This is a genomic window from Acidobacteriota bacterium (genome assembly GCA_016716435.1).
Classification (GTDB): Bacteria; Acidobacteriota; Blastocatellia; order Pyrinomonadales; family Pyrinomonadaceae; genus OLB17.
In genome coordinates this window covers 455,556-475,597 of record JADJWI010000001.1, presented here as the reverse complement: position 1 = coordinate 475,597, position 20,042 = coordinate 455,556, and the positions used below count along the sequence as shown (strand labels likewise).

The following is a 20,042-nucleotide window of genomic DNA, read 5'->3' as shown; positions in this document are numbered from 1 at the left end:
GCGATGCCGGGGACTTTTGTTCTTAAGAGACGAACAACTAGTTCTTCCCTGCGGGCTTTGCCATTCTGAGGACCATCTTTTGGTCCTTGAAGCGCTCGGCAATGTTAGCCGGATTCACGTCAAAGGATGTGACGTCGAAGACCTCGGTCGTGCGTCCGCCGATCGTCGTCCAGCGATAGGGAAGCTGAACGCCGCCGGTCGAGCGGAAATCAGAAAGCTTGACGAGCGTTTCGGCCGTCGCGGCTACTGCCCCTTCCATTTTTTCGGCAAACACAACGATGTCCTTTTCAGTTTCGACCGCCTCGCCCTTGTTGAGGCGGACAACGTGCGGCATCGGGCCGCCTGTGTAGCCGATGGCGACCGGCAGGTTGGTGAACTTGTCGATGTGCAGGCGATAGACCGAGCCGGCAAACGAAGCGGAGACGATATTGACCTGCGTGCCGTCAACATTGCCTTCGCCCTCGAACGTGTATGAAACGTCGATGCCCTGCGGTGCACTGACGAGCAGCATCAGGCCGATGCGGAGCAGTTCATTGTTACGAACTTCGCCGGCACGGTGCAGTACATGATTCTCAGCGCCTTCGCGGGCCTTCCATTCGAAGTCGCCTGACGGCACGGCTCTAACGATCACCTTCTTGCCGTCCTCGGTGGTGAATTCGGCATTACCTTCCTCGCCTTTCTTGAAAACGAAGGTCTTGCCGTCCGGCCCCGTTACCTCGCCCGTTCCGGGTTCGGCACGGCGAACGATGATCTTCTTGCCGTCAGAGGTCGTGAATTCGCCGTTGCCACCATTGACCTTAAACTCCGCGCCTTCGCCCTTGCGGATCACGACAACGCTTTCCTCCTTCACAACATTGGCATCGCCTGTTGCGGTGGAAGGATCGCCGATCTTGATGCTCTTCTGAAGCTTATCCGGGAACTGCATTGCGATCTCGGTCTCGCCCTGCTCGGTGCGTTCCGTGTCGCCGATCTTGATGGTGTGTGTTGAGCGGCCGACGATGACCATGCTCTGGACCTGCGCGATGGCCGCCTCGCCGCCGATCGCCTGACGAGCCTTTGCGACGATCTCAAGAGCCTTTTGGTCGGACTTGAAGCTTGCCCCGGCCTTTTCAACTATCGCACCGAGCCCGGTGAAAAAGAGCGATGCGAAAGCGATGGTTGTTATGAATTTTTTCATTCGTGCCTCCAAATAATTTTGATCTTTTACGCAGGCGGCGGTTTTTCCTATAAGCATCAGGTCAGGAGGACTCAAGCTAGTATTGCCAACCGCCGCCTACGATAGAAGCTAGTCTGACACCGGCCGAGAGCGAAGTGGTTAAGACGACGCAAAGAAATTGTAAAGGATGTAAAATCTGCCGAAAACGTATTGTCCGGCCTCGCCGTATAATTGCATAATGAACTCGAAACGCGAGATCGTGCAACATCCCGCGTTCGATGGGAATGAAACGAAGCTGGCTGCCATATCTGATCTTGACCGCGGTGATCGCCGTGCTGACGCTCTTTTTCGGGCTGCAGTATCGCTGGATGCGCGAGGCGAGCGAGGCCGAACGCGAGCGGATGCAGCGGCGTGTCGCGGCGGACACGAAGGCCTTTGCTGATGATTTCAACCGTGAGATACAGTCCGTCTATTTCAACCTTCAGCTAAACGCCGAAGTTCTCAAGAGCGGAGACCTGGCGGAGTTCAATGACAGGTATGACTTTTGGCGAGGGAAAACGGCCTATCCGGAGTTGCTCCGCGACATTGTCTATCTTCCACCGGCCGCCGATGAAAGTCCGCAGCGATATGACCGTTCGGCCGGGAGTTTCGCTCCGTTTGAGGCTGATTCCGGGTTCGGTACGATAAAGGATCGTATCGCGTCCGGAGCCCCGCGGCCAGTGCCGGTTCTTGATGACCTCGATGCGTTGATAATGCCGATCGTTTCGGGCGAGCGGCATTTTCAGCGGATCGTGGTCGATCGCGTGCCGCGTGTTGCCGTTACCGGCAAAACGATCGAGGTTCCCGAGCAGCCGTTGAATAATGAAGGGCATATCGTTATTCGGCTGAACCGCAAAGTGATGACCGAGCGGATGCTTCCGGAGCTTGCGGCAAAACATTTCTCCTCGGGCGAATATAGGCTTTCGGTCGCGGGCAAAGGCGGGTCTATCGTGTACGGAGAGAATGGCGGCGAGCCGGACGGTTCGGCGGGGCTCTACGACCTGCGGCCGAACACGATGATCTTTTTCGCCAATCGTGAGATGGATCTTCCAAGCCGGTCCGCGGCACCTGCAAACGTCATCGTCGATCAGCGGATCGAGAGCACAACCGTGACGAACTCGCCCTCGCCGGCACGCGAACGCGACAACACATTTACATTCGAGATGCGAAGTACTGATGGCGTGCGGCAGCGGAGTGCGGTGATCGCAACGCCGGCGGACGAACAGCCCTGGACGCTGAAGGTCACGCATGCATCCGGCTCGATCGGCGATTACATCCGCAGCGAGGAGCGAAAGAATCTTGCGATCGGTGCCGGCATCTATTCACTGCTCGTAGGGAGCATTCTTGCCATTACGATCTCGGCAAATCGGGCACGGACCTTCGCACAGAAGCAGGTCGATTTTGTCTCGAGCGTTTCGCATGAGTTCCGGACGCCGCTTGCCGTGATCTATTCCGCGGGAGAGAACCTTGCCGACGGAATTGCACGAAGCGACGACCAGGTTGCACGGTACGGCGAGCTGATAAAAGGCGAGGGCCGAAAGCTAACCGGAATGGTCGAACAGATACTTGAATTCGCCGGAGCCCGTTCTGGCAAGCGGCGGTACAATTTTGTGCCGGCCGATGCCGGCGAGATCGTCAGAGAGGTGGTGAACGAATGCCGCGGAGCGATCGAGGGATCGCCTGCTGAGATAGAAATAGACATCGCAGGGAACCTGCCGAAAATCAACGCGGATAGTGCCGCTTTGAGCCTTGCGATCCAGAACCTTGTCAACAATGCGGTCAAGTATTCGAGCGGGACTCCGCGGCTTGAGATCCGTGGGACGAATGGCAATGGACGAGTGAGCATCGCGGTCAAGGATCACGGCATTGGCATCGCAGAAAAGGACGTCAAAAAGATATTCGAGCCTTTTTTTCGATCGCGTGAGGTTGTCGATTCACAGATTAGCGGGAACGGGCTCGGGCTTTCGCTCGTAAAGGAGATTGTGGCGGCACACGGCGGTTCGGTCGAGGTCGAGAGCGTGCCTGGAAAGGGCAGCACGTTCACCATCTCACTACCGGCCGAGGCCCGGAAGCAATGAAGATCCTGCTTGTCGAAGATGAAAAGGGGCTGATCCTGACGTTGACCGACCGGTTAACGGCCGAAGGCTATGAGGTCGTCTCGGCCGCCGATGGCGAGGCCGGGTTCCGCTCGGCTACTTCGGACAACTTCGACCTGATCATCCTCGACATAATGCTCCCGAAAAAGAACGGCTATGACGTTTGCCGCGACCTTCGCCGCCGCGGGGTCGAAACGCCCGTGCTGATGCTGACGGCAAAGGGCGAAACGATCGACAAGGTGCTCGGGCTCAAGCTCGGAGCTGACGATTACCTGACAAAGCCTTTTGAGGTCGCAGAACTGCTGGCCCGGATCGAGGCCTTGATGCGGCGGTCGCGTAACGTAAAGGACCCGATAAACGGTGCCGCGGCGTTTGGCAATGTGACCATCGATCTAGCTCGTGCCGAGGTCCGGCGGAGCGGCGAACCGGTCGAGCTTTCGGCGATGGAGTTCAAGCTCTTGCGATTTTTGGTCGAGAACCGAGGCGTGGTCCATTCTCGGGACGAACTGCTTGACCACGTTTGGGGCTACGACGCGATGCCCTCGACGCGGACGGTCGATGTTCACATTGCCTGGCTTCGGCAAAAGCTCGAGGAAAATCCGAAACGGCCTGCACATATACAGACCGTTCACGGGATGGGATATAAGTTTTGCGAATGAAGAGCGGGTGGGAGCCCGCCTTTTTATTTTCCGACCGCCTTCAGCATCATAGCCGGCAGGAAATCAAGGTCCGATATGTCGTTCGCGGGAGTGACAACCTGCGGAGTGTACGACGCGGCCTTGCTGCTGACAGAGATCGTGTACTCGGTTCCGGCCGTCAACCCTTCAAAGCTGTAATACCCGAAGCTATTGGTGATGAAGTACCGGGTCTCATTGCCGTCCGTGACCGAGACAAGTGCAAGCGGGAGTGCAACACCCGCACTCGAAAATACCCGTCCACCAACGCTGACCGGAACAGCGGCGGCAACTTCGACCGCTCCGATATCGACATTGCCGTTCGTCAAACGCGAGATTCCGCGCTGATCCTCGGTGACGGCCGCCGGCGGATTGTTGGCGGAACACGTCAGGTCGCGGACGCAGTTTTGCCCGGCGTCGATCGCAGGTGAGCCCGCCTGCGGGAGGAAGGTCTGTCCGAAGCCGCCGTTATCGGCGAGCGGGCCAAGCACGGGTGCGGTGTTCAAAAGATCCGAAGCCACCCAGCCGGTGCTCGTGCCGACGTTGCCGATAATATTGTTTCCTTCGGACTGGATGCCTCCGGTCGAGTTCGTTACATCGGGCGAGGCCGCTGTGCCGTTGTTTCCAGCGACGATGGAGTTGCGAATGAAGAAGTTTGCGTTTGTCGTAGCGCGATGAATGCCGCCGCCGTTGTTCAGCGAGGAGTTGTTGACCACTGTCACATTGGTGATGATCGTACCCAGCGATCCGTTCGATTGAAATCCGCCGCCGGAACCGGAAGGGGCGCTATTGTTCGCAAAAGTGACGTTCGTGAAGTTAACTCGACCGTTGTATTGGCCGCCTCCACCGCCCGTCGTTCCATTGCTGACGTTACCCGATATCGTCGTGTTGGTGATCGTCACCGTGCTCGTTGAGAAATTCTGCATTGCGCCGCCGGAACCCGTTGCCGTGTTGTTCGAGATGACACTGTTTGAGATGATGAGCGTTCCGGGAACGGCCGGGCTTCCTGAGGAGGCATTATTCAGTCCGCCGCCATTTGCTCCATTATTATTCGTGATCACGGAGTTCGTGATCGTTAGGGTGCCGCCCGCATTGTAGATCGCTCCGCCCCGACCGTTGTTGAGGGCTCCGACGCCGTTCCCGGCGGTAAACGTGATCCCATCAATTGTTGCTACAACATTTGGTCCGGTAACGAGTATGCGGCTCGCATTGTTACCGCTGATGGTCAAAAGATCAGCGCCCGGGCCGCCAATTGTAATTGAGCCGTTGGCCTCGAGTATTAGTTCAGTTCCCGAAAGCGTTATCGTCTGCTGAGAATCGAAAAGGCTAGAGAATTGAATAATGTCATCGCCGCTTGCGGCGTTGGCGGCTGCTATCGCCTCCCGGAGCGAGCAGTCCGCGTCACAGGTGCCGTCGTTCGTGTCTTCGACCTTGGTTACGGTAAAGGTGGCTGCAAAGGCCGCGACGCTCAGGAAAGTGAGCAAAAGAAAAGCGGATAAACCGGTCTTGATAGATCTCATTTTTGTCCTCCAAATGAAAAGCCAAGGGTAGGCCCAGGCGAAAGCGAGGTGCCCGAGCGGATCCCGCACAGATAGCCCTGTGGGAAAAGGGCCGCAAGATACGAGTAATACAAAAGTACCCGCATAGTAGCCCAAAAATAAAAACTTTACAAAGTGTTGGGATTCCAGGATCAGGGGGTCGAGCAGAGACTATCGAAACACAAACATAACAATGGCGAGGTAATGCAAAACGCTACCGCCAAGGACAAAGCCGTGCCAAATGGCGTGGTGGTGGCGTAATTTGTGCCAGCCGTAGAAGATGACACCGAGCGTGTAGCTGGCCCCGCCGGCTATCACAAGAGCAAGTGGCTCCCAGCCCAAGATCAAATAAAGCGGATGGACGACGAGGACGCCGATCCAACCCATCGCGAGGTACGAGACAACGCCGACCGCATTGAAACGCCCGCGGAAAATGACCTTCATCGCGATGCCGAAGAGAGCGAATGCCCAAACGAAGGCGAGCAGCCCGAAGCCGAAGGAGTTACGCATCAGCAGCAAAAGAAAAGGAGTGTAGCTGCCTGCGATCAGGAGGTAAATGCAGCAGTGATCGACGAGTTGGAGCAGGTGCTTGCGGCCGGGTTCGACCTCTGAATGGTAGAGCGTCGATGCGGCGTAGAGAATAACCAGCGAGAGGCCGTAAACCACCGCACTCGCGATGTGCCAGCCGTCGCCTTTAATTACTGCAAGAGCGAGAAGAAAAACAAACCCCGCGAAGCTAAGCAAAAGCCCGAAGCCATGGGTGAGCGAATTTGCCACCTCATCAACGGAAAGTGCTTTTAAGCGAGCCGAGATCATCTTGATGCAATACTGCTCCGAAACATAACGTTCAATCGCTACTATACACAGAAACGGCCCCGAGATGTAAGTTCGGGGCCGCACTTAAGGTGTAATAGTTTTGTATCCGGATCAGAACTCCGTTTCGGACGTCGAACGGCTTCGGCGGGCGACTCCTGAGGCGTATGCTGCTTCTTCGACCTCGGCCGCAACAGCCTCACCGACGCGCCGGTCGAATACCGACGGAATGATGTAATCGGGATGGAGTTCGTCGTCGCCGATAATTCCTGCAATTGCATTTGCGGCGGCTAGTTTCATCTGTTCATTGATCCGCGATGCCCGGCAGTTGAGTGCCCCGCGGAAGATTCCGGGAAAGCAGAGCACGTTGTTGATCTGGTTCGGATAATCAGAACGCCCGGTCGCCATAACCGCAACGTGTCCCTCGGCCTCTTCCGGCATGATCTCCGGCACAGGGTTCGCCATCGCGAAGACGATCGGGTCAGTGTTCATCTTCTTGAGGTCGTCGACCGTGATCGTCCCAGGAGCGGAAAGGCCGAAGAATACGTCGGCACCGGCGATCACATCGTGCACCGATCCGGTTTCTTTGTTGGGATTCGTGTTCCGGGCGTACCAGTCCTTTACCCAATTCATGTGTTCCTTTCGGCCGTCATAGATCGCTCCGACGGTGTCGCAGCCGACGATGTTCTTCACGCCGGCGGCCATTACGATCTTCGAACACGCTACGCCAGCCGCTCCGATGCCATTGACGACGACCTTTATGTCTTCCATCCGCTTGCCGACGATCTTCAAGGCATTGATCAAGGCAGCGAGCACAACAACTGCGGTCCCGTGCTGATCGTCGTGAAAGACGGGGATGTCGAGCTCTTCTTTCAGCCGCTCCTCTATCTCAAAGCATCGAGGTGCGGATATGTCCTCGAGATTGATGCCGCCGAACGCAACGGCGATATTCTTGATGGTCTGGACGATCTCATGCGGGTCTTTGGTGTTGAGACAAATGGGAAATGCATCGACACCGCCGAATTCTTTAAAGAGCTGTGCCTTGCCCTCCATAACGGGCATTGCCGCCGCCGGGCCGATGTCGCCGAGCCCGAGCACCGCAGTTCCATCCGAGATGACCGCAACGGTATTCTTCTTTATCGTGAGATTAAAGACCTTCTCCGGGTCCTTATGGATGGCCTGACAAACGCGGGCGACGCCGGGCGTGTATGCCATCGAAAGATCGGAACGAGTTTTCAGCGGAGCTTTGGAGACCACCTCGATCTTTCCGCCGAGGTGCATCAGGAACGTTCGGTCGCTGACGTGGATGACCTCGACCCCATCTATGTCTTTCAGACATTCGATGATCTCTTTATCGTGGTTCTCGCTTGAGGCGTTGACGGTGATGTCGCGGATCAGGAAATCGCGGCCGACGCTTGCGATGTCGATGCCCTCGATGTCGCCGCCGGTTTTGCCGATGGCGGTAGTGACCTCGCCGAGCTTTCCGGGTTTGTTGTGGATCTTTACGCGAAGTGTGAGGCTGTAACTTGCGTTAGGTGATAAGTTGCTGAACATTGTGTGTGTGTAAAAGGTGATTATGGCGAATTCAATACTGCTTATCAAACGGGTTGCGGCAACCCTTCGGTCGGAATGGCACGGGGCGAATCTGCTATAATGGAATCTTCGGAGGTAGTGATATCAGTACTGTCAATGGCTTCGTAAAGGGGCTCAAGCACAATCAGCTCAAGCGGATCGAAAAGCTCGTGTCGCGGCGGGTGCCGCAGAATACAATCATCTCAAATGAATTGGCGCGTCAGATGTCTGAGATCTCGAACGAGACCGGAAGGCAGATCGGTGTGCTGATCAACCGCAAGGGCCAGGTCGAATATGTAATGGTTGGCGATGCGAAGAGCATCGAGATGCCCGACTTCGGCCGTTCGCGTGCGGGTTCGGGCCGCTTCCGTGGCCTTCGGTGCGTTCATACGCATCTGCAGAATGAAAAGCTGACGCAGGACGACCTTACTGACCTCGCGCTGCTCAGGCTCGACCTGATGGCGATAATTCAGGTCGATCGCAACACCGGGCTTCCGGGACTTGTCCACGCTGCCCATCTTTTGCCGGGGAATGCCGAAGCGATCGCGAGCAACGGCGACGCCGAGCCTTTCGCACTTCTTTCGCCGGCGATACCGGCAAATCTCGATACTGATTTTACCGAGCTCATCACGTCGCTTGAGAGCGAGATGGTTCGCGTTCGTAAAACTGCCCGCAGCGGCCAGGGCGCTCGCGAACGGGCGATCCTTGTCGGCATCTCGACCGGAGCGGCGATGGACGCCGAGGAATCGATGGCCGAGCTTCGCGAGCTGGCACTTTCGGCGGATGTGATGGTCGTCGACACAATAATTCAGCGGCGTCCGCAGGTCGACCCAAAGACCGTGCTTGGCCGCGGTAAGCTACAGGAATTGCTGATCCGCTCGATGCAGCTCGGGGCTGACCTGATCGTCTTCGATCAGGAGCTCTCGCCGGCACAGGTCCGCGAGATATCGAAGGTGACGGACCTGAAGGTCATCGACCGGCCGCAGCTTATTCTTGACATCTTTGCCCAGCGTGCTCAATCGCGGGAAGGTAAGCTGCAGGTCGAACTCGCCCAGCTTCGCTATATGCTTCCGCGTCTGATCGCCGGGCAGGACTCGGCATTCTCGCGGCTCGCCGGCGGCATTGGCGGCCGCGGCCCGGGTGAAACAAAGCTCGAGACCGATCGCCGGCGTGTCCGCGACCGGATCTCCCAGTTAGAGAAGCAGGTCGAAGGGCTCGCCCGTCAGCGACAGGAGCGGCGAAAGGCCCGCGTTCAGCGCGATCTTCCGGTCATCTCGCTGATCGGCTATACGAACGCAGGAAAGTCGACGCTGCTCAATATACTGACGCGTTCCGAAGTTTATGCCGAGCGAAAGATGTTTGCGACACTCGACCCGACCTCGCGACGGCTGCGGCTGCCCGAAGAGCGGGAAGTGATCATTAACGATACGGTCGGGTTCATCCGCGATCTTCCGAAAGACCTGGTCGCCGCATTCCGTGCTACGCTCGAAGAAATACAAGAAAGCGATCTGCTGCTTCATGTGGTCGATTCGGCAAACCCGCGGGCCCTTCAGCAGATCGATTCGGTTGAAAAGATCATCGGCGAATTGGGCTACAGTGAGCTTCGCGAGATCGTTGTGCTGAACAAGTCAGATGCCGCGTCGCCGGAGACGCTCGAGGAACTTCGCCGGCAAGTAACGCTTGACAGCAACCGCGATTGCGTGGCAATTTCAGCTATTCGCGGTGAGGGGCTCGGGGAGATGCTCTCCAAGATCGGAATGGCGATCGGCTCCTCGGAACTTGCGGCAACGCATTCGGTCTAAAAATAGGGGCGGAACTATGAAGCAAAAGATGGAGGACCTGCGATCTCCCGTTGGCCGCTACCTGACGAAGGCGGGCGACGAGATCCGTCAGCGCTTTGAGAAACTTTCGTCCGCTCAGCGGTTTTGGATCGGGTTTGCCATACTCGCGTTCGCTACAACTTTGCTGATCGAGAATCCTTTTTCGCGCCCGATCGGTGGATCCGGCTATAAGGCCGGCGACGTCTCCCGCGATACGATCATTTCTCCCGCTGATATTTATTTTGTCGATGAGGCCGAAACCGAGCGGATCAAGCAGGTTGCCCGCGATGCCGAACGCCCGATCTTTGTCTATGAACCCCGGCGGGCCGACGAGGCAGTGCAGAGCTTCCGCTCCGCCTGGGAAGACCTGCAAACGAAAGTAGCCGCGGCCCCTCCGGCCAACCGAGCGAATGCCAATGTTAACGCCGCTCCGGCGAGCGTTGCTTGGAGTGGGCCGGGCGGAACCGAACTCGGGCGAATTTTTGCCGCAAGGCGTTTCAGCTCAAATGAGATAGATGCGGTAACGCGGTTATTGCGTGAGAATTCGGGCGGCGATATTTTCGGCGACCAGGACCGTCAGTTTCTTCAGGGCGAGATAATTATCGTTGACCGCCAGCGGCCGACGGATACCCGTTCCTCTACTCGGCCAATGACGACGATGACATCGCTTTCAGATGCGCGAGCCAAGCTGAAAGAGGGTATCGGCGAGATCCGCAGCCTATCCGAAGAAGAGCGCGAAGCATTTTATGCGGCGACCGCTCCGCTTCTGCAACCGAGCGTTGTTTACGATAGCTCCGCGACCGAAGCCGCAAAGCAGGCCGTGGCCGATGGCGTCGCCCCGGTTGCGGTCTCGCTAAATCGCGGCGACCGAGTCGTTACGCAGGGCGAGACGATCTCGCCAGCCGTGCTTACGCAGATCTCTGCGGTCGAGAATTACTACGCGAACACTCGCGTTTGGAACCGCTTCTTCGGCTTGCTGCTGCTTATTTCGGCGCTTTATTGGATCGCCTGGAAGTTCATCGAGCACCGCGGGATCGTGCCGCGGCTTGCCCTTTCGCAGTTTAAGACGTTCGCACTTTTTGGCTCGCTAACACTTACCCAAGTGCTCCTGATGGCGATATTCTTCCGGCTTGCCGAGTTCACGGCAACACAGAACATCAGGCCGCCGATGAATGACCCGAGCATCTGGGCATTTGCGATCCCTTTCGCTTTCGGCAGCCTTGTTATGACGCTGCTTGCCGACCGGAGAACGGCGCTCTTTACCGGGCTTTTCTCGGCAGTGCTTGCCGGCTTTCTGGCACCCCGCGGATTTGAGTTTACGGTCTATGCGATCATTGCATCATCGGTCGCGACCTATGGCATCGGACGTTACCGTAGCCGGCAAACGGTAACGCTCGCCGGTGCGTTGGTCGGTGCGGCGAGTGCCGGAGTTGCGGTTGCTCTTATCGCATTTACCCAGCAGCCGCTGATTCTCAACACGATCGTGCTCTCGATCGCCTGCGGGCTCGCGAGCGGCGTGTTGACCGCTGCTTTCACGGCGGTTCTGCTACCCGTATTCGAGAACGTCTTCGGCATTCTGACGGACGTCAAACTGCTCGAGCTTTCGAACGCCGACCTTCCGGCACTCGGCCAGTTGGCTCTGCGGGCTCCGGGCACCAATCAACACTCGCACGCCGTCGGCCAGCTCGCCGAAGAGGCGTGCCGCGTTGTTGGCGGAAACGCCCTTCTTTCGCGGATCGGAGCTCTTTATCACGACATCGGAAAATCAGCGGCGCCGGAACACTTCGTCGAAAATCAGCTCGGCAAGAACCCGCACGACCGGCTGAAACCGGCGCAAAGCGCGAAGATCATCATCAGCCACGTAACCTACGGTGTTAAGCTCGCGAAGGAAATGGGCTTGCCGCAGCGGATCATCGACTTTATTCCGCAGCACCACGGCACACGAACCCTCCATTATTTCCTCAAGAAGGCGCAGGCCGAGGCCCGCGATGAGAACGAGATAAGCGAAAATGACTTCCGCTATCCGGGGCCGAAGCCGCAGTTTCGCGAGGCGGCGATAATGATGATCGCCGATAGCTGCGAGGCGGCTGCCCGCTCGTTGGCTGAGCCGACACCGGAGAATATTCGCTTTATCGTAACGAAGATCATCGACGCCATCGTCAGCGACGACCAACTCGACGAATGTGACCTAACGCTCCGTGAACTGACGCAGATCAGGGAAGCGATGATCCGTTCGCTCGTCGCGATCTATCATTCGCGAATCGATTATCCGGGCTACACGCCGCCGCAATCGGGGCAATACAAGATAACTCCGGAAGCCCTCGATAGCGAAGAACGCGGTGTGAGATATATGGATCCTGATGACATTCCCGTCTCGCCGGGCGGCGAGATCGAGGACGAAGCGATCGACCGCTCGCATAAACCAGACCGCGCGGAAAATAAGGCAGACGGTTCATCAGCTTGAACCGTAGAGCAGATCGAGAATAAAGAAAATGGGCTGAAGGTAAGTTACCCTCAGCCCATTTAACTTTGTTCTTAGCGAAGCGATCAGGTGTTGATCAGTTCCTTGAGTTCTTTACCGGGTTTGAAATAGGCGACCCGTTTTGCAGGGATATCGACGGCCGCACCGGTCTTCGGGTTCCGGCCCTTTCGCGAATTGCGTTCGCGAATACGAAAACTCCCAAATCCACGAAGCTCGATCTTTTCACCCTCATTCAGCGAGTGGATGATACTGTCAAGTACGATCTCTACCAGCTGCTCCGCATCTTTTTTCGTGAGTTCCGCTTCAACCGCGACACGCTCGACCAGGTCTGCTTTTGTCATTGCAAAGTCTCCCGTACTGTTTGAAAGCGACCGGAACTACGCAGTCGTTTCCTCTGCTGCTTCCTCATTGGATGATTCAGCTTCGATGGGAGTTTCGGCTTCGGCGGCCGGTTCTACGGTTTCTTCAGCGGCCGCTTCCGCAACCTCGGCCGTTTCTTCGGCGGCGGTCGCTTCGGCAACTGCCTCGTCAGCCTTTACTTCAGAGGTCGCTTCTTCGGTTTGCGTTTCAGAAACCTCTTCGGCCGGAGCTTCTACCGTTTCTGCTGTTTCAGCCACCGGCTCTTCAGCTGCTTCTTCTGCTGAAGGCTCAGGAGCGGGCTGTTCAACCTTTTCTTCTGCTGCAGGCTCGGCCTTTTTATCTGCTTTCTTATCGGCTTTCTTTTCCTCAGCCGGCTGCTGAGCGGCCGATCCGAACTTCAGATTGGCCAGTTCGCCAAGCGAAGCCATTCCGCCCTTCGCCACGCTTGTGTACTGGCGGGTATCAACGATCGGTTCGTCGTCCTTGCCGACCGAACGATGCGATAGGCCGATCTTCTGTTCTTCGTTCTCGATGCGGAGGATCTTAAAGTCCATTTCCTGGCCGATCTGAACGACGTCCTCGGCCTTTTCGACACGCTCATCGGAAATCTCCGAGATGTGGCAAAGCCCCTCAAGCCCTTCGCCGAGTTCGACGAAAATACCAAAGTTGGTGAACCGCGAAACTTTTCCGCGGATAGTATCACCCGGTTTGTGGGTTGCGATGAACGACTCCCATGAACTTGGCGTGAGGTCCTTCATCGAAAGCGAGAGACGCTGTCCGGCGATGTCGATATTGGTTACGATCGCATCAACTTCCTGATCTTTCTTGAGAAGTTCTTTCGGGTGCTGGAGCTTGCGGCCCCAGGTGATGTCCGAGATATGAACGAGCCCATCGATGCCGTCCTCGACCTCAACAAATGCACCGAAGTCTGTAAGATTGCGAACCTTGCCGCGGATCTTTGTGCCGACCGGGAAGCGGGCAGCGACGGAATCCCAAGGGTTATCCTGCATCTGCTTCATGCCGAGGCTGATGCGGCGTTCGTCTGTATCAACACCCAGAACCTGCACCTCGACCTCATCACCACGGCGGAACAGCTTTTTCGGGCTTCCCGGACGCTTTGACCACGAGATCTCAGAAACGTGGACGAGTCCTTCGACTCCCGGCTGCAGTTCGACAAAAATGCCGTAATCGGCAACCGACGAGACCTTGCCGGTAAGCTTCGTGTTGACCGGATAGAACTCCACGACCGTTGACCAGGGGTCAGGATGAAGCTGTTTGTAGCCGAGCGAGATCTTTTCCTTTTCGCGGTCGAGTTTGATGACCTTTACCTGAATATTGTCGCCGGGCTTGAACATCTCGCCGGGGTTCTGGATCCTTCCCCACGACATATCTGTTACGTGGAGAAGCCCATCGATGCCGCCGATATCGACAAACGCACCATATTCGGTAAGGTTCTTGACCGTGCCTTCAATGACGTGGCCGACCTCGATCACACCGAGCGTCTCGGCCTTCTGTTCATTGATTACTTGATCGGTAATGACCTTTCGCGAGAGAACGATGTTGTTCCGCTTGCGGCTGAACTTGATTATCTGTGCTTCGATGTCCTGGCCAATGTAAGCATCGAGATTGCCGACCGGACGCGAATCGATCTGCGAACCCGGGAGAAATGCCTCAACACCACCGAGGTCAACATTTAAGCCGCCCTTGGTCTTGCTGACGATCTTGCCGACTATCGGCTGCTCGTTCTTGTAAGCTTCCTCGATATCGGCCCAAACCTTTCGGTTAGCCGCATCGTCGCGGGAAAGTAGCGGCGGAGCATCTCCGGTCGAGATGTTCCTGATCATCACTTCGACAACGTCGCCGACCTTTACGGAGTCAGGGCCATCGGGAAATTCATCACCCGGGATGATCCCTTCGCTTTTGTAGCCGAAATCGACGAGCACGCCATGGTCGGAGACACCGACGACCTTTCCTTCGACGATGTCGCCGGAGTGGTACGTCACCTGGTCCTGCTCAAACTGCTCGAGAATCGCGCCAAAGTCGATGTCATTCGAGCCCAACGCCTCATCAGCGGTCTCCATTGCCGCTTCAGCTTTTGCCGTTTCTGCTACTTCTTTTGCCGCGGCGGTGCCGTTCTCGGTCTCTTCCGCTGCTTTGTTAACCTCAGTTGCCATTAAGTGTGTTTAAACGTTCCTGTAAATATTGATTGCCGCAATTCTTTACCTGAATCCGACTTTGCCAGCGGCTAGGGCAGGGCGGATAACGAACCTTGATCGTATGAGTTACCGCAAGAGCGAAGGCTCTGTTCCAAACCTGCCCATTTTTTGTTCTATCAAGGCTTCGAACATGCGGAGTGCAGGCGTGTTCAGGTAAAACTAAAATTTACACGCGGGTAGTCCTAAGTGTCAAGGTTTAGAACCCGAAAAGTGTTAAAAAATCGGCACTTCCGGCTCTGTTCTAGCGACTTGTCGCTGCCCTAAAAGCACGAAATGGCCGGTCGGTCCGGCCATCTCGTTTAGTATCGGGCTAAGGCGTTACCGGATAATAAGGTCTTGAATGGTCCCGACGCCGCTTGCTTTCTCCATCGATTCCTTCGCCATGGCGGTCGTATTCTGGATGCCGGCGAGCCTGAGCCGAAACTCGTCCGGATTGGTCGAGCCACGAAGTGCTTCTTCGAGCGTGATAAGCCCCGAAGAATAAAGGTAAAAAAGCGATTGGTCGAAGGTCTGCATACCGTATTGCGACGTGCCAGCGGCTATCGCATCCCGGATCGAGACGGTCTTTTCCTCATGCAGGATGTAGTCGCGAATAAGCGGTGTCGATATAAGCACCTCGACCGCCGGAATTCGGGCGTTGCCCTCGGTTGTCTTCATCAAACGCTGCGAAATTACCGACTTCAGAAGCCCGGCGAGCTGGATGCGGATCGATTTTTGCTGAAACGGCGGAAATGCCGAGATTATTCGCGTCAGCGTCTCTTGTGCATCGAGCGTATGGAGCGTCGAGAGCACAAGATGGCCTGTTTCTGCGGCTACGAGAGCGGTCTCGATGGTCTCAAGGTCACGCATTTCGCCGACGAGGATTACGTCCGGGTCTTGCCGAAGGCTGCCGCGAAGGGCTTCGGCAAAGCTCCGCGTATCGACATCGACCTCGCGTTGCGTGATGTAGGATTTCTTGTCCTTGTGGAGGAATTCGATCGGGTCTTCGATCGTCACGATGTGGCAATTTCGGACCTCATTGATATGATCGACGATCGCAGCGAGGGTTGTCGATTTACCCGAACCGGTCGTGCCGGTAACGAGAATCAGGCCGCGCATTTCTTCCGAGACCTTGTTCAGGATCGGCGGCAGGCCGAGCTCGGAAAAGTTCGCGATCTTGTCGGAAATAACGCGGGCGACGATTCCGATAGAGTTTCGCTGCTGGAAAATGTTGACGCGAAATCGTCCGAGACCCTTTACGCCGTAGCCGATATCTACCTCAAAAACGTCCTTGAAGTGCTGCTTTTGGCGGTTTGACATCATTGAGAACGCCATTTCGAGCGTCTCTTCCTGCGTAAGCTTGTTCGACCCGCCAAGTAATCTGAGTTCGCCATTGACGCGAATGACCGGCACTGCACCGGCCCGCAAATGCAGGTCGGAAGCACCGAAGCTCATCGCCATCCGAAGGAGATCGTCAATTCTGTTGAGCATATTTCAGCGGAAAATGGCAGGATCCCTGCAAGATCAGCCGTATCCGGCCGCGTTTTCCCCAAGAACTAAAGTGTGATCCGGCGGTTTGTGGCCAGGATTGTGGACAGGAGTGAACCGTTTCGTTCCAAATTACGACGGCTAAACACAGTTTAAACTGTTTGGGCAACCGAGGTCAATGCTTTTTGCCGTATTTGCCCGTGTATTCCCGCGACTGTTCGACAGTTTGCCGCCATCGTCGTAGAATTGGCTTGAAACTATGACCTTTGGCCCGCGAATCGAGAAAATAGAACCAAATTTTGCCGCCGGCGATGGATACGTCCACATTTTCACGGCCGGCCTTTCGATCGAGCCGCGCAGCCTGCGGGTGACGGTCGGCGGGAAGAGGGTTGTAAAGGCGGCAGGGCCGAAGCGGATCATCGTCCGGCTACCGGAGTCTTTTCGGGCGAGCCGGAATGCATCGTGGAATCTGGCGTCGATATCACACCGCCTTTTCGGCATGGCTTTGCGAACCATCTCACCGAAGGGCTTCACAACGTCGGCTCTCCGGCAGTCGATCCAACGACCGGAGCCATTTACGCTATGCGTTCGGGCAGCCGCGGGATGCAGCTCGTGAATACGCTCTATCGCGTTGAGCCGGACGGCTATCTGGACGAGCTGCCGGTTCAGGTGATGAACCCGAGCGGGCTCGCCTTTGGGCCGGACGGCAAACTCGACGTAACGAACCGAGCACTCGGCGCGCTTTACGTTATCGACAGCGACCTGGAGGCAACGCGGCTCACGACCGGGCTGGGAATCGCGACCGGGATCGCATTTGATAAGGAAGGAATTCTTTACGTCGGCGACCGCTCGGGCACGATCTTTCGGTGCGAGGTCGGTGGAATACCGGAGCATTTTGCACAGGTCGAGCCGTCGGTGGCGGCGTTTCATCTGGCGTTTGGCCCGGACGATCGGCTTTATGTAACGTCGCCGGGGCTTGCGAGCCGCGACGCCATTTATGCCATCGATAGGGACGGCACGGTCGAGACATTTCTCCGTGCCTTTGGCCGGCCGCAGGGGCTTGCGTTTGACCGCGACGGCAATATTTATCTGGCCGCAAACTACCAGGGACGGCAGGGAATTTTCCGTGTTTCGCCGGCAAAAGAGGTCGAATGGATCGCCTCGGCCCATGCCCCGGTCGGGCTTTGTTTTACGGCAAGGGGCGAGATGATAGTTGCCACGCATCACGAGCTTTACTCCTTTGACGCCAATATTTTAGGCACCCTCGTTTAGACAATGAAAAGACTTAGTTTTACCCTGATCGCCATCGGTCTTTTGCTGTTCGTTTCGTGCTCTGCGGAGCGTGCGGCGAACACGGCGACTCCCCCGGCCGAAGCTACACCGACGCCAACTCCCGCCGTCAGCCGCGATGCCGAGCTTGAGCGTGCGTTTGCCGAGATCGCGAAGGACTCGCAGGGGCGAGTCGGCGTTTATGCCCGCGTCGTCGAGACCGGCGAATCGGCGGAGCTCAACGCGGACGAGCGGTTCGCCATGCAGAGCGTCGTCAAAGTGCCGATCTCGATGGCGGTTTTGAAGCAGGTCGAAGAAGGTAGGCTTTCGTTGGATCAGACAATCACAATTGATAAGGATGAGTTTGTCCGACGCGGGATGCACTCGCCGATTCGCGATAAGGCCGAGCACTCCGACGGATACTTACTTTCCTCGAGACACGAACTCAGGGATCTAATCGCGTTCGCAGTTTCCGAAAGCGACGGGACAGCGGCTGACGTCGTTCAGCGAGTTGCTGGCGGAGCCGACGGCGTGAACGCATATCTCGAGTCGGTTGGCGTGGAGGCAATGAAGGTCACCTACACGCACAAGGAGTTTTCGAACAACATCGGGCGGCAGACCGCGAACTGGACCACGCCGAAAGGTGCCGCTGCATTGCTTGAAAAGCTGCTTGAATCTTCTACGGCGGATACAGCAGACGGCCGTGCCCTAACCAAACCGAATGCCGAACTTCTGCTGCGATTTATGACCGAGACCTGGACCGGGGCGAACCGGCTAAAGGGAATGCTTCCGCCCGGGACCGTCGTCGCCCACAAGACGGGAAGCTCCGGCACATTCAACGGACTTACGCCGACGGCAAACGACGTAGGCATCATCACAACGCCGTCGGGCCGACGCATTCTGATCGCCGTGCTGGTCGGCGATTCGCGGGCGGACGAAAAGACCCGCGACGCGGTCATCGCCCGAATCGCAAAGGCCGCCTGGGACAAATGGGCCGTTGGCGGTTAGCCGAGAATATCGCTGACCGGGAGGTTGAGGGCGGGCAGGGTTTCGGAGACGGCAGTTTCGCCGCGGAGAAAGATCTTGACGATGCCGTAAGCCGTTTCTTTCGGTGAGAAATGTACCTCGACGTGCTCCGATTCAAGGTCGATGAGCCACGTTTCCGGAATGCCCGCTTCGGCATACTTCGGCAGCTTTCGCGAACGGTCAAAGGCAATGGTTGAATCGCTCACCTCAATGACCAGGGCCACATCTTTGCCGGTCGGCAGGCCATCGATGTAAAGGTCTGCGCGGCGTGCCAGCACGCAATGTCCGGTTGCGGCTCGCTGTCATCTGAACGACGATCGGGTTCTGAACGCTCACTATGAAACGATCGGAAAAACGTCGAGTTTCGCAAGAACTCCGACAAAAATTACGCACCTAACGTGGCGGCTTCCAATTGGTGACATCTCAATGATCTCTCCGTCGATCAACTCGACCCGGGCATCGGGCGAACGTACCGCGTTCCGCCATTATGTGATAAAGCTCAACGGAGATCGGATAATGTTTTACCCTCGGCAGCATTCTTCCCGAATTATAAACGTAACCCACCAAAAAAAGAAGACCTTAATTCCCGGACCGGCACCTCATCCTTGGGGTGGGTCGTGCGGCGAGGATAGAACCCGAGAAAAGAATGCTATTACTGAAACGGATTTTACTTTCATGGCTAATCTAATCCTTCCATTTCATTCGACCGGACCAATTTGTTTGATATATAACGAAAGAGGCCTATCAGACAGAAAACGAGAATGCCGAAAATGGGCACGAGGATTGAAGATACCCAAAGGAATATCAGCAAATGCCGTTCGAGAAAGATCGAGAGGTCCGTCGAGTCCACGTGACCATCTGTAGTGTAATTTTGGAGGCCTCTGTAGCTCACCCAGATGAAAGAGCCTAAGAAAGCGATGAAAGCGGCTGACAATAACGGGCGAGTGGCCATCTTGGACTGCGAAGAAATCAAGATCAATCCAAAAAACACTGAGACGCCGACGATCCAATCCCGAAAAATCATGGAATAGTCAACGACTCCATCGAATCGTCCAAAGACCAAGAGAAACAGGATGCTTGAGACCGAAAAGATCGCGGCTAGTAGATCGGGCCAAGGCTTGTATTTTCGTGCGTTCATAAAGACTCCACATTGACCAATGCGACCCCAAAGGGGTCCGTTGGGGTTTGCTCGGGAAACAGATTCACAAGCTCGTCTTCGCGTGACGCACATTGATCTTCCCGATATTAGTTGCCAAAAGGATCGGTCTATCACCGGCGCCACTCAAAACAAGAACATAGACATTGCCAAAGACCCGTGATAACGTTTTAGGACTCTTGATATTCTGGGCTGTAATCTTGACCAGCTACGGGTGTGAACGAGACAAAAAGAAGAAGCAGAATAAATGCCCCATTAGAAAACAGGAAACCGCTAAGTGCCCTTCGAGTTCTTTCTTTCATCTCGTTTTCAATCGGAGTGTTCAGAGTCTTGAATCGCATAGTTCTGAGCTTTACAG

General features: G+C 56.2%; 16 protein-coding genes. 7 read left to right on the top strand and 9 right to left on the bottom strand.

Features of this window, described 5'->3' with window-relative positions:
- Positions 1–37 precede the first annotated feature (37 nt).
- Positions 38–1,177, bottom strand: coding sequence for a hypothetical protein (locus IPM21_02320; GenBank protein MBK9162749.1), 1,140 nt, complete (start codon positions 1,175–1,177; stop codon positions 38–40).
- Between the two features lie 263 nt (positions 1,178–1,440).
- On the opposite strand from IPM21_02320, the gene IPM21_02315 reads away from it, so the two are divergent.
- Complete coding sequence (locus IPM21_02315; protein MBK9162748.1) at positions 1,441–3,273, top strand: HAMP domain-containing histidine kinase; 1,833 nt, start codon at positions 1,441–1,443, stop codon at positions 3,271–3,273.
- On the top strand, positions 3,270–3,950 hold the full coding sequence (locus IPM21_02310; protein MBK9162747.1) for a response regulator transcription factor: 681 nt from the start codon (positions 3,270–3,272) through the stop codon (positions 3,948–3,950). Before IPM21_02315 ends, IPM21_02310 begins: the two co-directional genes overlap by 4 nt.
- A gap of 23 nt (positions 3,951–3,973) precedes the next feature.
- Here IPM21_02310 and IPM21_02305 read toward each other — a convergent pair whose 3' ends face one another.
- The 3 genes from IPM21_02305 to IPM21_02295 all read right to left on the bottom strand — a co-directional run bounded on the left by IPM21_02305 (position 3,974) and on the right by IPM21_02295 (position 7,870).
- Positions 3,974–5,485 (bottom strand): CSLREA domain-containing protein, encoded by a 1,512-nt coding sequence (locus IPM21_02305; GenBank protein ID MBK9162746.1) that lies wholly within the window; start codon positions 5,483–5,485, stop codon positions 3,974–3,976.
- A gap of 189 nt (positions 5,486–5,674) precedes the next feature.
- Complete coding sequence (locus IPM21_02300; GenBank protein MBK9162745.1) at positions 5,675–6,319, bottom strand: hemolysin III family protein; 645 nt, start codon at positions 6,317–6,319, stop codon at positions 5,675–5,677.
- A gap of 111 nt (positions 6,320–6,430) precedes the next feature.
- A complete protein-coding gene (locus tag IPM21_02295; protein ID MBK9162744.1) occupies positions 6,431–7,870 on the bottom strand; it encodes an ACT domain-containing protein in 1,440 nt (479 codons plus the stop codon).
- A 122-nt stretch (positions 7,871–7,992) separates the two neighbouring features.
- On the opposite strand from IPM21_02295, the gene hflX reads away from it, so the two are divergent.
- Together hflX and IPM21_02285 are read left to right on the top strand one after the other, a co-directional pair.
- On the top strand, positions 7,993–9,690 hold the full coding sequence (gene hflX / locus IPM21_02290; protein MBK9162743.1) for a GTPase HflX: 1,698 nt from the start codon (positions 7,993–7,995) through the stop codon (positions 9,688–9,690).
- A 16-nt stretch (positions 9,691–9,706) separates the two neighbouring features.
- On the top strand, positions 9,707–12,172 hold the full coding sequence (locus IPM21_02285; GenBank protein ID MBK9162742.1) for an HDIG domain-containing protein: 2,466 nt from the start codon (positions 9,707–9,709) through the stop codon (positions 12,170–12,172).
- A gap of 83 nt (positions 12,173–12,255) precedes the next feature.
- Here IPM21_02285 and IPM21_02280 read toward each other — a convergent pair whose 3' ends face one another.
- The 3 genes from IPM21_02280 to IPM21_02270 form a co-directional block, all read right to left on the bottom strand.
- On the bottom strand, positions 12,256–12,531 hold the full coding sequence (locus IPM21_02280) for an HU family DNA-binding protein (protein ID MBK9162741.1): 276 nt from the start codon (positions 12,529–12,531) through the stop codon (positions 12,256–12,258).
- Between the two features lie 36 nt (positions 12,532–12,567).
- Positions 12,568–14,724: a 30S ribosomal protein S1 gene (locus IPM21_02275; GenBank protein ID MBK9162740.1), complete on the bottom strand. Its 2,157-nt coding sequence runs from the start codon at positions 14,722–14,724 to the stop codon at positions 12,568–12,570.
- 360 nt (positions 14,725–15,084) lie between these two features.
- The gene (locus IPM21_02270; protein ID MBK9162739.1) at positions 15,085–16,236 is read right to left on the bottom strand and encodes a type IV pilus twitching motility protein PilT; all 1,152 of its coding nucleotides are present in this window, start codon (positions 16,234–16,236) and stop codon (positions 15,085–15,087) included.
- Positions 16,237–16,492: 256 nt separating this feature from the next.
- Between IPM21_02270 and IPM21_02265 the strand changes: the two genes are divergently transcribed.
- Genes IPM21_02265 through bla form a run of 3 tightly spaced genes read left to right on the top strand, consistent with a single transcriptional unit; the run spans position 16,493 to position 18,510 of the window.
- Positions 16,493–16,849, top strand: coding sequence for a hypothetical protein (locus IPM21_02265; protein ID MBK9162738.1), 357 nt, complete (start codon positions 16,493–16,495; stop codon positions 16,847–16,849).
- A complete protein-coding gene (locus IPM21_02260; protein MBK9162737.1) occupies positions 16,816–17,505 on the top strand; it encodes a hypothetical protein in 690 nt (229 codons plus the stop codon). Before IPM21_02265 ends, IPM21_02260 begins: the two co-directional genes overlap by 34 nt.
- Positions 17,506–17,508: 3 nt before the next feature.
- Entirely contained in the window at positions 17,509–18,510 is a 1,002-nt protein-coding gene (bla, locus tag IPM21_02255; GenBank protein MBK9162736.1) for a class A beta-lactamase, read from the top strand.
- On the opposite strand, the gene IPM21_02250 is transcribed toward bla, so the two are convergent.
- Complete coding sequence (locus tag IPM21_02250; GenBank protein MBK9162735.1) at positions 18,507–18,806, bottom strand: Uma2 family endonuclease; 300 nt, start codon at positions 18,804–18,806, stop codon at positions 18,507–18,509. The genes bla and IPM21_02250 overlap by 4 nt on opposite strands.
- 57 nt (positions 18,807–18,863) lie before the next feature.
- A complete protein-coding gene (locus IPM21_02245; protein ID MBK9162734.1) occupies positions 18,864–18,974 on the bottom strand; it encodes a hypothetical protein in 111 nt (36 codons plus the stop codon).
- Positions 18,975–20,042: the final 1,068 nt, after the last annotated feature.